Below are 13,759 nucleotides of genomic sequence, written 5' to 3'. Positions count from 1 at the left end.
GTACACTGGCAAAAACCTATAAGAATAAGACGATTACATGACACCTGAACAATTGCTGCCCTATATTGCTGGCGTTTTTAATGAAATGCCCTTTAATAAACTCATCGGTTTAACCGTCACTCGCTTCGATGAGGACGTGGCTGAAGTGCGTTTTAATTGGGCTGAGCAACTCGTTGGCAACCCATTACAGCAAATTTTGCATGGCGGTGTGATAGCTTCGGTACTGGATGTGGCGGGAGGGCTGATGGCCGTATCCAGTGCCTTAGGTCGTGTGCAGCAAGTTGCACCAGAGCAGTTGCACGCACGTTTCGGTAAAATGAGCACTATTGATATTCGCACCGATTACTTAAGGCCGGGCCGTGGCAACGTGTTTATTGCTAGCGCCAGAGTGATCCGTGCTGGCAATAAAGTGGCAGTTTGTCGTATGGAACTGCATAACGAGCTGGGTATTCATATCGCGTTGGGAACCGGTACTTATCTGGTGGGGTAGTTGCAAAGTTTGTTTACGCATAAGTCTTAATAAAACAGTCTTAAGGCACACTGTGCTTTCGTTATATGATGCACAAAGTTAAAACACGAAGGAGCGTCAAGTGCTGAGCTTATTAGATATTATCGCATTAGTTTGGTTTAGTTTAGCTTGGGGAGGCTACACACTCTACGCGAAACGCCGTGCGAAAGTGGTGAGTTGTTTGTCATTTGAGCTGCGCCGTAAGCGAAACCATTGGATGCAGCAGATGTTACGGCGTGACAATAAGATGGCGGATGTCGGGCTGATTTCTACCCTTGAGCGCAACGTGACCTTTTTTGCTTCAAGTTGTTTGTTAATTATGGCCGGTTTGCTAACGGTGCTGACATCGAGTGAACGCTTAAAGACCATGCTGAGCGGGCTGATCCCGTGGAGCGCGCAAACCGAAACACAAATTCAAATTAAGATTTTGTTGTTAGCACTGATTTATGTGTTCGCCTTTTTTCAATTTACCTGGTCATTACGCCAATACGGTTTTTGTGGGGTATTAATTGGTGCAGCGCCAGATGGACGCGAGATGGCGACAGAAGAACAAGATTTGTATACCAGCCGCACGGCCAAGGTGATTGATCAAGCCAACCACTCGTTTAACTATGGCCTGCGCGCCATCTATTTTTCGCTAGCGGCACTGACCTGGTTTATTGATAGCAGTTTGTTTATGGGGGCAACTGTGGTGGTGGTATTGATCTTAAAACACCGAGAGTTTCATTCTAAGGTATTAAAAGCCCTGCAGCAGTGCTAAGGGGTTAAAGCAAACGCCATCGCTTATCATGAAAATAAGCGGTGGCGTGTGATTAATTCCGCTTATTGCGGGCTTTCAAAGGCTTTAATAACCCGAACTACACCTTCGACATTACGGGCAATATCAACTGCTTTATCTGCTTCAGGCCCACCTACTAGCCCCATTAAAAACACTTCAGCGTTTTCGGTAACCACTTTGATGTTTAAACCACTGACATCATCATCGGCTAACAACTTACTTTTTACTTTAGTGCCAATCCAACTATCGCGGGTACGGGTGGTCAGTGAGGTATTGTTGCCAAGGCGAATTTGGTTATGCACCATTTTTACGCTGGCTATATCTTGCACTAAACGTTGTGCTTGCTCGCGAACTTGCTCGCTTTTGGCTTGGCCGGTGAGCAAAATCACGCCATTGTAGCTCGTCACATTCAGATTACTGCCTTTAGCGGTGATGTCGTTATCACCTAATGCCCGGCGTGCTTTTAGCACTATACCGTTATCATCAATTTGCGAACCTAAAGTGCGGCGATCATTAGCGGCGGTCACCGCGGTTGCGCCTCCGGCTACCACGGCTGCAGCACAACCTTGTAGTAATAGAATAGCAGCTAAAACACTGGCTAATTTCATCATATTAAAACTCTCCTTGCTGTGGAAACAGCGTCATATCGATCAATTCACAAAGGCAGTGTAGTAAAAAGGTGTAACATTCAATCACCCGTGCCGGACGGTGTGCCGGCACTTTTAATTCAACATCTTGTTGATTTAATAACCCGGATAAATCACTGCTGTTATCTACCGTGAGGGCAATTACTTTCATATCGTTGGTCAGTGCCGCTTCGGTTGCACGGATCAGACTTTGTTCTGCACCATTAAGTGAAATCACCACTAAAATATCCGCAGCTTGACCTAACGCTTTCACTTGCCTCGCTAAGTAATCATGATTTTGTTGGTTAGCCGGTTGCAGACTAGAGTGATCCGCTTGTAAAGCAAAAGCCGGTAAACACGGGCGCTCGGTTTCAAATTGATCCAATAACAGTTGGGCAAAATGGCTGGCTAAATTAGCGCTGGCCCCTTCGCCACAACAAATCACCTTACCGCCATTAATCAGCGTTTGCACTATCATTAGCGCACCGCTTTCAATTGGGCCAGCTAACGCTTCGCTGGTGGCGATCATGGTTTGGATATTTTCACTAAACAGGTGTCTGATATGTTCTTGCATCCGGGGTCCTGTTAACTAAAGGCATTTTGCAGCCAGTTATATTGATAGGGCGCTTGGCCTTCAATGGCTACTACATCTATGCGACAAGGCTGTTGGCTAAGTCGATGCTGCTGTTGATAATACTGTACGGCTTTTAACACTTTTTGTCGTTTGGCTGGCGTAATGGCGGCTAGTGCCCCACCAAACGCTGTGCTCGCCCGATATTTTACCTCAACGAACACCCAGTAAGGGCCTTGGCGCATAATTAAATCAATTTCACCGAGCTTACAGCTAAAATTCTGTTGCACCAAGCTTAGGCCTTGTTGCTGCAAAAATTGCAGCGCTAAGGCTTCATATTGCTGACCAAGCTCGTTCATGCGGGCTTATGGCTCTTGCACCGCAACCAAACGGTTGCTGCGGTAACTGCCCCAGCTTAATTGCCGGCTAATACTGCCATCGGCGTTGACGGTCAGTCGGCCAGTAAAACCGGGATGGCTTAAACTGGGTAATTGTTGCTGTTGCTTTAGGCTGCCAATAATGTGATAGGCGTCATAGCCCATTGCGAATAATCGCTGCAGGGTTTCATCCTGCTCACTAAATAATTCAAGGTATTGCTGCCGAACCTTTTGACTGTGCTGTTCGTTTAACAACCAAGGCGTTTCGGTAAACGTGAGGCCGTTTAGATCGCGTAAATCATTAGCATCACCGCCGGCGCTGTAGCTGCGAGAACTGGCGTAAATAGGCAGCTTTGGCGCGGTTTGCATCACCGAGACATCGACAAAAGGTTTAAACATTCTGGTTTGCACCGGATCGGCAAGTAAATAAATAGCATCAATATCTAAGCGGCTATGCGCTTCACTTTCCACACTGCCAGGAATTAAACCGGAGATCAGCCGAATACGCTCGCGGCTGCTGTCTGTTTCTAATAACCGGGTAATTAAAGCTTCTAATTCAGCTTTGGCTTCAAATTGGTAGCTCTCGGGTGCCTCATGGCCCAGAGCTTGCCATTGTCGGGTAAAGTGTTGCTGCATACGCTGACTAATGGCATTACGTGAGCTGATGATCACAGGCCGCTTATAATTTTTTTGCGCAAACAATTGCACCATCTGCGCCGCTTCATCTTCCAAATTTAAAGCAAAGTAAAAGCGGTCAGGTTGCGCCGGTAATTGACTGTCACGGCTGTTTAAAAACAAGGTTGGGTAAGTCCAATCGGCTTGTTTACTGACTTGTTCTACCTGATCTTTTAACAGAGGGCCAATCACAAAGTCGATTTGTTTCGCTGCTAATTGCTGTTGAATGTCGGCAACCGATTGCTGACTATCAATAAACAGCAATTCACGAGGTAAGCTGTTATCCGCGCTGGTAGCGGCCAGTAAGCCATATTGAATTGCTTTAGCATGTTGCTGAAATTGACCACTAAGCGGCAATAATACGGCGATACGCTTTGGTTGATAAGGCGTTAGGGCCAATTGCTGTTGTAAAGCCTTTGGTAATTGCGACAAGCTCGGTAACTGCGGATAACGTTGTTGCCATTCGGTTAGCGCATTATTTAATTGCTCGGGGTTGCCCAGCTTATTGCGTACCACTTCTAATAAATTGAGCCAACCGCGCGCGCGCTGGCCTGCACCCACTTGTAAGTTGGTGAGTTCGCTATGACTTAAAGCACTGAGCTGCGGCCATAACTGTTCATGTAATTCAGCATAGCTGTTTAGTAGCGTAGGGTTGTTGCCGAGCATCTCATCTAATTGCAATAAACTGCGGGCTGCAGCGTAAGCGCGCTGTTGCTGTTGATACAGTTTGGCACTGGACCATAAAAAGGCAGCTTGATCGCTCGGCGCGAGTTGTGCGCGGTTAGTTTGCTCAATCAGTTGTTCGGCTAACGCCAGCTCGTCATGTTGTAGATAAGCTTGTAACAACAGCACCTGATTACGCTGGCGGATCAGCGCACTGTCGCTTTGGCGTAAGGTATCGGTAATGGCTAAGGCCAATGCGCTGTTTTGCTCTAACAAGGCGGCTTCGGCGGCTTTTAATAAGCGAATTTGTTGCGCCTCGCCCTGATAAGTTGCGGCTTGGGCTAACAATTGCTCAGCCGAAAGTGTTGCCGGTTCGGGGGTTTCGTCTTTGGCTAGCTCGGTAATCAGCTCGCGCTCAGCCGTGCTACTTTGCTGCGGAATGGTTTGCGCACAGCTGCTGACTAAGGCGGCCAAGGTTAAAATAAATAGCGGCTTAAATTTGCTGGTTTTCACAATGCACAGTACCATAGAGTTTTCGTGGTGTTATCTTACTGACACAACCCGTTAAGCTCAAATAATTAGCGAAATATGACCAAACAAAGCGGTTCTCTTTATGTTGTGGCCACGCCGATAGGCAATCTGGCTGATATTAGCCAGCGGGCGATAGCCACCTTACAGCAGGTTAGCTGTATCGCAGCTGAAGATACTCGGCACAGCGGCAAGTTATTACAACACCTTGGTATCAGCAATCGATTGCTGGCTTTACATGATCACAATGAAAAACAACGCGCCGCCAGCATTATTGAAAAATGCCTTGCTGGTGAAGATGTTGCGTTAATTTCTGATGCCGGCACGCCATTGATCAGTGACCCTGGTTACAGCCTAGTGCGTTTATGCCGTGAAGCCGGTGTACCCGTAGTGCCGGTTCCAGGTCCTTGTGCCTTGATTACCGCCTTGTGTGCTGCCGGTTTACCGACCGATAAATTTCAATTTATTGGCTTTTTAGCCGCCAAATCGAGCCAACGGCAAAAGCAATTAGCCGATGTTCCGGCCAATGCTGGCACCATTATTTGTTACGATACGGCACGACGTATTTTAGATACTTTAGATGACGTTGCCGCAGTACTAGGTGCTGAGCGGCAACTGGTGTTAGCGAAAGAACTGACCAAAACCTTCGAGCATTTTGCCTATGGCAACGCCGCGCAAATTCAGCATTGGTTGCGCGAAGATCCACAGCGCTGCCAAGGTGAAATGGTGTTAATGATTGCCGCCGAAGTCGAAAAGCCGGCTTCAGAGATCAGCGCAGAGGCACAGCGTACGCTGCAACTGTTGTTAGCAGAGTTACCGCTCAAGCAAGCCGCTGCGTTAACTGCGCAAATTCATAACGAAAAGAAAAATGTGTTATATCAATTTGCCCTAGGGCTGAAAAGCCCTGATTAAACGCGGCTCAAAAGTAGTAGAGGTTGCGTGCTGCGTCGAAGGTCAGGCTGTCTTCGGCAGTCTGGCCGTTAAAGGCTAACTGAAAAAAACTGCGCACTTGCGAATTCTCCAGTGGCTTACCTTCAAAGTAAGCATGCGAAGTACCGACATGAGCCTGCCCAGTAAAATTAATATAGGTGGCGGTTTTAGATTCTAAGCAGCGTAGGTAATGCCCTAAACGCGCTCTTTGTTTCTCACCCATTTTCATGCGCGATGCCCGTAGCGCACTATCATGTTCATTCAACGTGATATACAAACGATTGCGACACTGAATATTATCTACCCAGTTAGCGTGCCCCGCGTTGTTCGCATCTGCGGCCACCATCACAATATTATCGAAAATTAACTGATCACCGGCATAAACGCTGGAGCTTAACAAATGTTTGTACAGATAATTGCCCATACTGTGTAGCATCAAATTAATGGTAAAGGGGCAGCGCGCAGCGGCCGCGGCCGTAAAATAGCGATCCCACTTTTCAGCGTCATCACCAAATTTTGCCTCGGTTGTTTGTTCTAATTGTTCGACATAATCGGCATGCAGTTGCTGCACAATACTTTGTAAACGTTCTAGCACCCGGTTAAGTGCGCCAACTGAGGCCAGCGCATCGCGTTTGTCGCTCTTATAACTTAAAACACCTTGTACACCGCCACCATTCGCAGGCCAGCTAAAAATCACCACTTCTAAATTATAGTTTTGCTCAAGCTGTTCTGCGCGATCGAGCACCGAGGCTAAATCGTTATTAAAGCCATGCACATACAACATGAGGTGGCGCGATGGGGTGTAGTTTTTCAGTTTACTGACCAATTGCTTGGCAACGTACTCACTGGCAAACATGCTGTCTTGCTCTTGGGCTTTTTTGGCGGTCACTGCTTGTCCTGCGGCGTTCACTCGATCTGGAAAGACATTGATGTGCCATTTGCTATTCACGCGGCTGGCTTCAGCCAAACGTAATTCATTCGGGCCTTCTGCGGGTTTGTCGCCAAAAGCGGTTTTTACGGTGGTTTTGCCTACATTTACGCGCCGATTGGTAATAATAAACATGTTGGCTCCTTATTGAACTAAGGTAGCGAATAAGGCTGGGAGTCGCTGTTGAGGGGACGTTATCGGGTTAACTATAGTTGGCCATGGCGGCTTTGCCATCGAATGATGGCACTTAATGCGAGCATTTGTATTGCAACAGGCAAATATGCTGTTGTCGGCGCGGCTTTTGCGTATAATGGTCAGCGGAGTGGGTCAAGGCAATCGCTGCTTGCGCAAGCAAGGGGAGGAAAGTCCGGGCTCCACAGGGCAGGGTGCCAGGTAACGCCTGGGAGGCGCGAGCCTACGACTAGTGCAACAGAGAGCAAACCGCCGATGGCTCAGTCTTTCTTCGGAAAGCCTGAGATCAGGTAAGGGTGAAAGGGTGCGGTAAGAGCGCACCGCGCGACTGGCAACAGTTCGTGGCACGGTAAACTCCACCCGGAGCAAGATCAAATAGGCCCTCTATGGCGCGGCCCGCGTTGAGGGCGGGTAGATTGCTTGAGGCTTAGGGTGACCTAAGTCCTAGAGGAATGATTGCTACTCTGGCAACAGAGCACAAAACCCGGCTTAATGACCGACTCCCCTAATAAAGAAAACCGCACGTTGCTAAAGCAACGTGCGGTTTTTTATTGCGGCGGTGTTAACTCACCTTACATAAACTTGTAATCAAGCAGTAAGGTAAAGGAACGGCCACGTGGATCGGCAATACGCGGTTCCCATGCTGCACCGGCTGCAAAGTCGTTTTGGTGTGCAGTAAAAGGTGGATCGCGATCAAAGATGTTTTTAATGCCAAAGGTAAAGCTGACATTGTCGAAGCCGCTATAGCTCAAACTATAGTTATAGGTGGTATAGCTGCTGACTTCTGGGTTCCAATCGTCTGGAATGTAGCTGCCATTACGCACGCTAACCGGTAATTCATCCTTGTAACCGTCGCGGAATAACTGGCTTAACGTATGGCTCCAATCGCCTTTCACATAGCTTAGGTTCAGCGTATGTTTCCACTTGATCGGCAGGTTGTAATAACGAACATATTCACCTACTAAGTTATCGCTGTAAGGTAGCGAATCTAAGCCTTTGCTCTTGAAGCTGTCGATATAACTACCGTTCATATTTAAGCGCCAATTACCGTCGGCAAACTCGCCGCTTAAATTAGCGTCTACTTCGATACCTCGGGTTAGAGTGCCGCCTGAGTTGATATAACGACGGTCGATGGCGATCACTTGACCGCTACTATCACGGATCCAGTTTGCTTGGAACTGATCATAGTTTGCAATCAATACATCACGAGGCGCGGAGCGGATCGTGTCGGTACGTTCAATTTCCCACCAGTCGACACTGAAGTTAAAATTGTCATAAGGCGCGGCCACAAAACCGATGCTCTTCTGCTCTGATTCTTCAGGTTGCAGATCTTCTTTACCACCGAAAATCTCTACCGGGCGAATAGAAGCACAACCGGCCACTGTTTCACTGGCGATACCGCTAGCACAGGTGGCAGGATCGGCTAAATCAAGACCAGTGTATTGCGATTCAGTGACGCCGTTAAACAGCTGGTTAAAGGTGGGGACTTTAAAGCCCGTGCTATAAGCACCGCGCACTAAGAAGCCCTCTACTGGCCGCCAAGTAAAGCTCACTTTCGGGTTAGTTGTACTACCAAAACCATCATATTTGTCATAACGACCCGATAAGCTGACATCTAAACTATCGAAAATCGGTAGATAGAATTCAGCAAAGACCGCCTGAATATCTCGGCTGACTTTATCTAACACGTTGGCATTATCGAATGGCGCGTTAAAAATTGGCCGCATCTCAGCGCGTTCATCACCATTAAATTTAAACTCTTCACGGCGTAAATCGACACCGAACGCCGCTTGTAATTCACCGCCAGGTAAGTCAAAACCAAAACCGCCACTGATGGTGGCATCTAACTGCGTCATTAATGACTCGCCACCATACAATTTAACACCGGTGGCGGAAGCGGCCTCTAATGCTGCGATACCAGCGGCAGACTGGCTTTGACCAGGTAATAAGAAGGGGTTAATTAAACCGCTGCCTAATACTTGTTGCAGTTCAGCGGTGTAATGGTAACCACCGCCAAGGACAGATTCTGACTCACTTGATGCGCGTGATAAACCTGCGGTGTAGTCCCACTCAATACCAGGAATAATACCTTCAAATGCCGCCATTAAACGATAAGAATTGGTTTCAGTATCAATTTCACGACCACCACAGGCCATACAACGCCAGCGATAAGCAATGGGTTGGCCATAATTGAGTTGTGATGCGCCAAAGTAATTGGCTAAAGCATTGTAAATGGTGTTGTAAGACGCACCGGTGCTAGGATACCAAGTGGCAGGACCAAAGGTCGATCCAGGGGAAATTTGGTTCGGTTCAAAGGCCTTACTGACATCGACTTTGGAAGCAACCAATTCTAAATAAGCACTGTGATTCTCGTTCAGTTTAAACGAGGCACGGCTGATAAAGTCCGTACTTTCTTGCGGCTGTTGAATACGTGCGGCTGCAGGATAGTCCCACGCACAGGCATAACGTGAAGATTCCGAGCTCCATAACTTTTGATCGTAAGGGCCCATCATATCGCCGCCACTTTCACAGCCCGCCGCACCCGGTAAATCTAAAATGTTTACCGCAATGACTGATTGGCCATCACGTGGATCGACTAAACCGGTGCCAATTAAGTTGGGCTGGGAAGCACCACGGTTAAACACGGTAGCAAAAGGGGTGCCGCGTGTATCAGGCGATAAGCCGCGATTGGGTTGGAAGGTATTAGAAAAATCGCGATCTGAGCCTTCTAACGTGGTATTTCGTTTAAAAGACAGGGTACCAAACAGGTTCCAACCATCTTTATTAATATCACCTGCACCTAATAATAGGTTGGTGCGGTAAATGTTACCACCACCGGCTTCTGTCACATCCATGAAGGCAGAAGCTTCACCACCGGTGTAATCTTTCTTGGTAATGAAGTTAATGACACCGCCAATTGCATCAGTACCGTACATGGCAGAAGCGCCATCCCGAAGCACTTCAACGCGCTCTAGGGCTGCAAAGGGGATTGAGTTTAAATCCACTGCGCGGCCTTTTAAGCCGTGTGTGGCAACGCGGCGCCCGTTTAACAATACCAGGGTGGCATCTGCGCCTTGACCCCGTAAGTTCGCTCCTGAAACACCGTTATTACCGCGTTGTTCTTCAGAAACAATACCGCCGTTACTGGCGAGGTTATCTGAGGAGTTACCGGCAATGTTCAGTTGCATCAGTAATTGTTCAGCAGAGGTGATGCCTTGAGCATCAATGTCTGCCTTACTGAATACCGTGAGAGGTAATGAACCTTCAATATTGGTTCTTTTGATATTCGAGCCGGTAACTCTGATGCGTTCAACTTTTGCATCATCGGCTTCCGGGGTTACAGTATCTTGCGCCATGACGACCGTCGAGCTAAAGCCGGCAAGGGCAATAGACTGAATAAGCCTGTTCAACTTCATTGCAATCTCTCCTGGATGTTACACCCTTTATAGTTTTTTATAACGTTGCGCTGCTTAAGCCTTGCGGCGCTGTGCAGGGATGTGTAATTTCTGCACAAATTTAACATAGCAATCTTTTGTTGGTTTTGAAAATAATTTATGCTAAAAATTAATAATATTTGGAATATTTCATTCCTTGATGACCGAGAGTCAAGCAAATGCGTGGTTTTTTAGCTTTAAGATATGCTTTCGCAGGCGGCTTGTTGCTGCTGATAAGTGGCTTAAGCAGTGCTGCGACAGAACATTTCACGTCAGATATTCCCTTGTTAAAAGTTGAGCATTTGTCGCCAGAATATTGGTTAGCTAAGCAGCCCAATGCCGCTGAATTGCTACTTACCCCCAGTCAAATTGCGCAGCGAAATGCCCAAACCTTTGCCCAGCAAGCTGAAATGACTCCAATTGCGGATATTCCGCTACAGTTTAGCCAGGCCGAGCTGCTCAAGGTAATCGAACAGGTAAGTGCTATACCGCAGTCACCGCGTTTTTTTGCCGATGGCAAACCGCTGCAAGAAAGCGATTGGGCGCCCATCCAGCAACAAGTGAATCGTGCCGGTGTTGCGGAAAACACCAGCACACAATTTGCCTTGGTAACGAAGCGCAGTGCTTTGTTAGCCATGCCAACCACGCTGCGGGTTTTTAACGACAGCATGTCGTTAGATTTAAATCGCTTACAAGAAACCGCCTTGTTTGTCGGTGAGCCGGTGGCGGTGTTACATCAAAGCGCCAACGGTCACTGGTCTTTAGTGCAAAACTACCACTATAGTGGTTGGGTGGCGACAGAGGCACTGGCGCTGGCGCCTCGACAACAGGTACTGGCTTATGCTGAGCAAGCGCCTTTTTTAGTGGTTACCGGCGCGCGTGCTTTTAGTAATTATGTACCGAATCAACCGCAGATCTCGGAATTACAGCTGGATATGGGCACCCGCTTGCCGCTATTATCCGCCGCTGCAGTGGGGCATAACCTCTATGGTCAAAATCCGCATGCGAGCTATATCGTGCAATTACCCACACGTAACGCCAAAGGGCAGTTACAGTTAGTGCCGGCGTTGCTGGCGCGTAATCAAGATGTGCATATTGGATATTTGCCTTACAGCACCAAGCATATTGTGCGGCAAGCTTTTAAATACTTAGGTCAGCGCTATGGTTGGGGGTACGACTATAACGGCGTCGACTGCACCGGTTTTTTGGTGGATATTTTCCGCACCTTTGGCTTGCTGATGCCGCGTAACTCAGGTCAGCAAGGCTATGGCGAATTTGGTCAAAATGTGCGTTTTACTGAACAAAGCAGCCATAACACTAAGCTACAGGCGATTAAGCAGGCGCAAATAGGTGATTTTATTTATCGTCCTGGTCATGTCATGTTGTATTTAGGTGAAAGTGCGGGCGAACCCTTCGTGATCCATGCGGTATTTGATCTGGCTTATGTTAATGCCGCTGGCGAATTTTATCGTGGCACCTTAAACAGTGTATCCGTCACGCCCTTGGCACCGCTGTATCTTAGTGCTGAGCAGAGCTATCTGGATCGTATTTATGCTATTAAATCGTTGCGTTAACTGAGGTTATTATGAAAATTACCGATATCCGTTTGGGTATGCTGAAGGTGCCATTAAAGACACCTTTTAAAACCGCGTTGCGCACGGTGAATGAAATTGAAGATGTGATTGTCATTATCGAGACTGATACGGGGCATCGTGGTTATGGTGAAGCTCCGGCCACGGCCGTGATCACGGGTGATATTCATGATTCGATAATCGGGGCGATCCGCACGGTAATGAAGCCCAAATTGGTTGGCCAAGACATCAGTGATTTAAACCATCTGATCCGCATTATTCAAAACTGTATTATGAAAAACTACAGTGCGAAGGCGGCAGTGGAAATGGCCGTGTATGACTTATTTGCCCAGCAATATAAAACGCCGTTATACAAGTTACTGGGTGGCGGTGTACCTAAATTGACGACGGACATTACCATCAGTGTCGATTACATCGATAAAATGGTGGCCGATTCCTTAGATGCTGTCGCCCGAGGTTTTGAAACGCTGAAAGTGAAAGTAGGCAAAGATATTGGGGTCGATATCGAGCGGGTAAAAGCAATTTATAACGCTGTGGCAGGTAAGGCGTTGATCCGCTTAGATGCTAACCAAGGTTGGACCGCGAAAGAAGCAGTGTATGCCCTGCATAAGTTAGAAGATGCCGGTGTACGGCTAGAGCTAATCGAACAGCCGGTGAAATACTATGATCTGGAAGGTCTAAAGTATATTACCGAGCGCGTACATACGCCGGTAATGGCCGATGAAAGCGGTTTTGGGCCACGTGAAGTGATTGAACTGATCAAAATGCGTGCAGCCGATATTATCAATATTAAGTTGATGAAAACGGGCGGTATTTCTAATGCCATCAAGATTGCTGATATCTGCTCGTTTTATGATATGCAATGTATGATTGGCTGTATGCTGGAATCGAGCATTAGTGTGGCGGCAGCGGTGCATGTGGCCGTAGCGAAAGCCGATGTGATCACCAAGATTGACCTAGATGGGCCGTCACTGTGTGCCTTTAACCCGGTCACCAGCAGTGTTACCTTTAATGAAGCGGATATTATTATTGGTGATGCCCCAGGCTTGGGCATCACGGATATTCAGGGTCTACAGATGCTGAGCAGTTAATGCTTTTCCAGTAAACCCATGACTTGGTTATGGTCCGCTAGCTGTTGCCGGTTAGCGGGCTGCTGACATAGCATTAAATACAATAAATGACAGAGGTGCTGCTGCGCTTGTTGTGTAATTAACTGTTGCAGCTGCTCGTCGGTTTCACTGCCCAGCGTGAATAATTGCAAATCCGCCCCCGCGCTTTGCGCACTGGTTTGATAACGTGTTAACGAGATAATCTTAAGTTTGCGCTGTCTGGCAAACACTTCTAACCGCAAAATATCCGCATTTTGACCACTGTCTGAGATTAACAGTAGCACGCTATTAGGTGTGAGTGTGCGTGCCAGTTGTAAACTTAATGCCGGATCGCTGTGATACAAGCCCAGTTTGCCCAGTTCAAGTAAGCGGCATTGCATATCGGCAGCGACAACGGCGGAGTGGCCGCAACCCGCTAATAAAATGCAATCGGCTTTATCTAATAACCGAGCGGCTTGTTTCAAGGTTTTTTCGCTATTAATACTCAGCAGATTGCGAAAGCTTTGTGTCAGCCCTAACTGCAATTGTTCGGCGAGCTGCGCTACGCTACCGAGTGCCGTATTTACGTCTTGTTGTTCACGTTGTAGGGTCGATGCGGTCACTACGGCTTCGGTGATGGCTAGTTTTAAATCGGGATAGCCTTTGTACCCTAATTTTTGACAAAATTTCACCACGCTAGACTGGCTAATGCCAACGGCGTCTGCCAATTGTTGAGATGAATAATCACGCATTAAATGCGAATTATCTAAAATAAAGTCAGCGAGTTTCCGCTCGCTAACGGACAACTGGTCCAACATTCCTTGAATTTTCAATAGACTTAGCATGGTTTTTGCCCTTAAACACCGGCA

Annotated in this window: 12 protein-coding genes and 1 other RNA gene; 6 read left to right on the top strand and 7 right to left on the bottom strand. The window is 47.5% G+C overall.

What is annotated here, in order from left to right:
• Positions 1-37: 37 nt before the first annotated feature.
• A complete protein-coding gene (locus tag ORJ01_RS05960) occupies positions 38-490 on the top strand; it encodes a thioesterase family protein (RefSeq protein WP_306177273.1) in 453 nt (150 codons plus the stop codon).
• Positions 491-590: 100 nt separating this feature from the next.
• A complete protein-coding gene (locus ORJ01_RS05955) occupies positions 591-1,268 on the top strand; it encodes a DUF599 domain-containing protein (protein WP_226752175.1) in 678 nt (225 codons plus the stop codon).
• A gap of 62 nt (positions 1,269-1,330) precedes the next feature.
• Here ORJ01_RS05955 and dolP read toward each other — a convergent pair whose 3' ends face one another.
• From dolP to ORJ01_RS05935, 4 genes are read right to left on the bottom strand one after another with little or no spacing between them, the layout of a single operon-like run.
• Positions 1,331-1,897 carry a division/outer membrane stress-associated lipid-binding lipoprotein gene (gene dolP, locus ORJ01_RS05950; protein ID WP_226752174.1) on the bottom strand — a complete coding sequence of 189 codons (567 nt, stop codon included), beginning with the start codon at positions 1,895-1,897 and terminating at the stop codon, positions 1,331-1,333.
• A 1-nt stretch (position 1,898) separates the two neighbouring features.
• A complete protein-coding gene (locus ORJ01_RS05945; protein WP_226752173.1) occupies positions 1,899-2,486 on the bottom strand; it encodes an SIS domain-containing protein in 588 nt (195 codons plus the stop codon).
• 11 nt (positions 2,487-2,497) lie between these two features.
• Complete coding sequence (locus ORJ01_RS05940) at positions 2,498-2,842, bottom strand: YraN family protein (protein ID WP_229584772.1); 345 nt, start codon at positions 2,840-2,842, stop codon at positions 2,498-2,500.
• A 6-nt stretch (positions 2,843-2,848) separates the two neighbouring features.
• Complete coding sequence (locus ORJ01_RS05935; protein ID WP_306177272.1) at positions 2,849-4,726, bottom strand: penicillin-binding protein activator; 1,878 nt, start codon at positions 4,724-4,726, stop codon at positions 2,849-2,851.
• 60 nt (positions 4,727-4,786) lie between these two features.
• On the opposite strand from ORJ01_RS05935, the gene rsmI reads away from it, so the two are divergent.
• On the top strand, positions 4,787-5,638 hold the full coding sequence (gene rsmI / locus ORJ01_RS05930; protein ID WP_306177271.1) for a 16S rRNA (cytidine(1402)-2'-O)-methyltransferase: 852 nt from the start codon (positions 4,787-4,789) through the stop codon (positions 5,636-5,638).
• A 7-nt stretch (positions 5,639-5,645) separates the two neighbouring features.
• Here rsmI and ORJ01_RS05925 read toward each other — a convergent pair whose 3' ends face one another.
• Positions 5,646-6,719, bottom strand: a complete 1,074-nt coding sequence (locus tag ORJ01_RS05925) for an alpha/beta hydrolase (RefSeq protein ID WP_306177270.1) — start codon at positions 6,717-6,719, stop codon at positions 5,646-5,648.
• A gap of 184 nt (positions 6,720-6,903) precedes the next feature.
• Between ORJ01_RS05925 and rnpB the strand changes: the two genes are divergently transcribed.
• Positions 6,904-7,284: RNase P RNA component class A (gene rnpB / locus ORJ01_RS05920), an RNA gene on the top strand.
• 64 nt (positions 7,285-7,348) lie between these two features.
• Here the strand turns inward: rnpB and ORJ01_RS05915 are convergent.
• Positions 7,349-10,192, bottom strand: a complete 2,844-nt coding sequence (locus tag ORJ01_RS05915; RefSeq protein WP_306177269.1) for a TonB-dependent receptor — start codon at positions 10,190-10,192, stop codon at positions 7,349-7,351.
• A gap of 197 nt (positions 10,193-10,389) precedes the next feature.
• On the opposite strand from ORJ01_RS05915, the gene ORJ01_RS05910 reads away from it, so the two are divergent.
• Together ORJ01_RS05910 and ORJ01_RS05905 are read left to right on the top strand one after the other, a co-directional pair.
• A complete protein-coding gene (locus ORJ01_RS05910; protein ID WP_306177268.1) occupies positions 10,390-11,784 on the top strand; it encodes an SH3 domain-containing protein in 1,395 nt (464 codons plus the stop codon).
• Between the two features lie 11 nt (positions 11,785-11,795).
• Positions 11,796-12,893 carry a dipeptide epimerase gene (locus ORJ01_RS05905; RefSeq protein WP_306177267.1) on the top strand — a complete coding sequence of 366 codons (1,098 nt, stop codon included), beginning with the start codon at positions 11,796-11,798 and terminating at the stop codon, positions 12,891-12,893.
• On the opposite strand, the gene ORJ01_RS05900 is transcribed toward ORJ01_RS05905, so the two are convergent.
• Positions 12,890-13,735, bottom strand: a complete 846-nt coding sequence (locus tag ORJ01_RS05900; RefSeq protein WP_236128904.1) for a MurR/RpiR family transcriptional regulator — start codon at positions 13,733-13,735, stop codon at positions 12,890-12,892. The two genes, ORJ01_RS05905 and ORJ01_RS05900, sit on opposite strands and share 4 nt — an antisense overlap.
• Positions 13,736-13,759: the final 24 nt, after the last annotated feature.

The sequence above is a fragment of the Alishewanella sp. SMS8 genome, from assembly GCF_030737935.1.
Lineage (GTDB): Bacteria > Pseudomonadota > Gammaproteobacteria > Enterobacterales > Alteromonadaceae > Alishewanella > Alishewanella maricola.
Note: the sequence above shows the minus strand (reverse complement) of the source record. Positions and strands in the feature narration are given on the sequence as shown.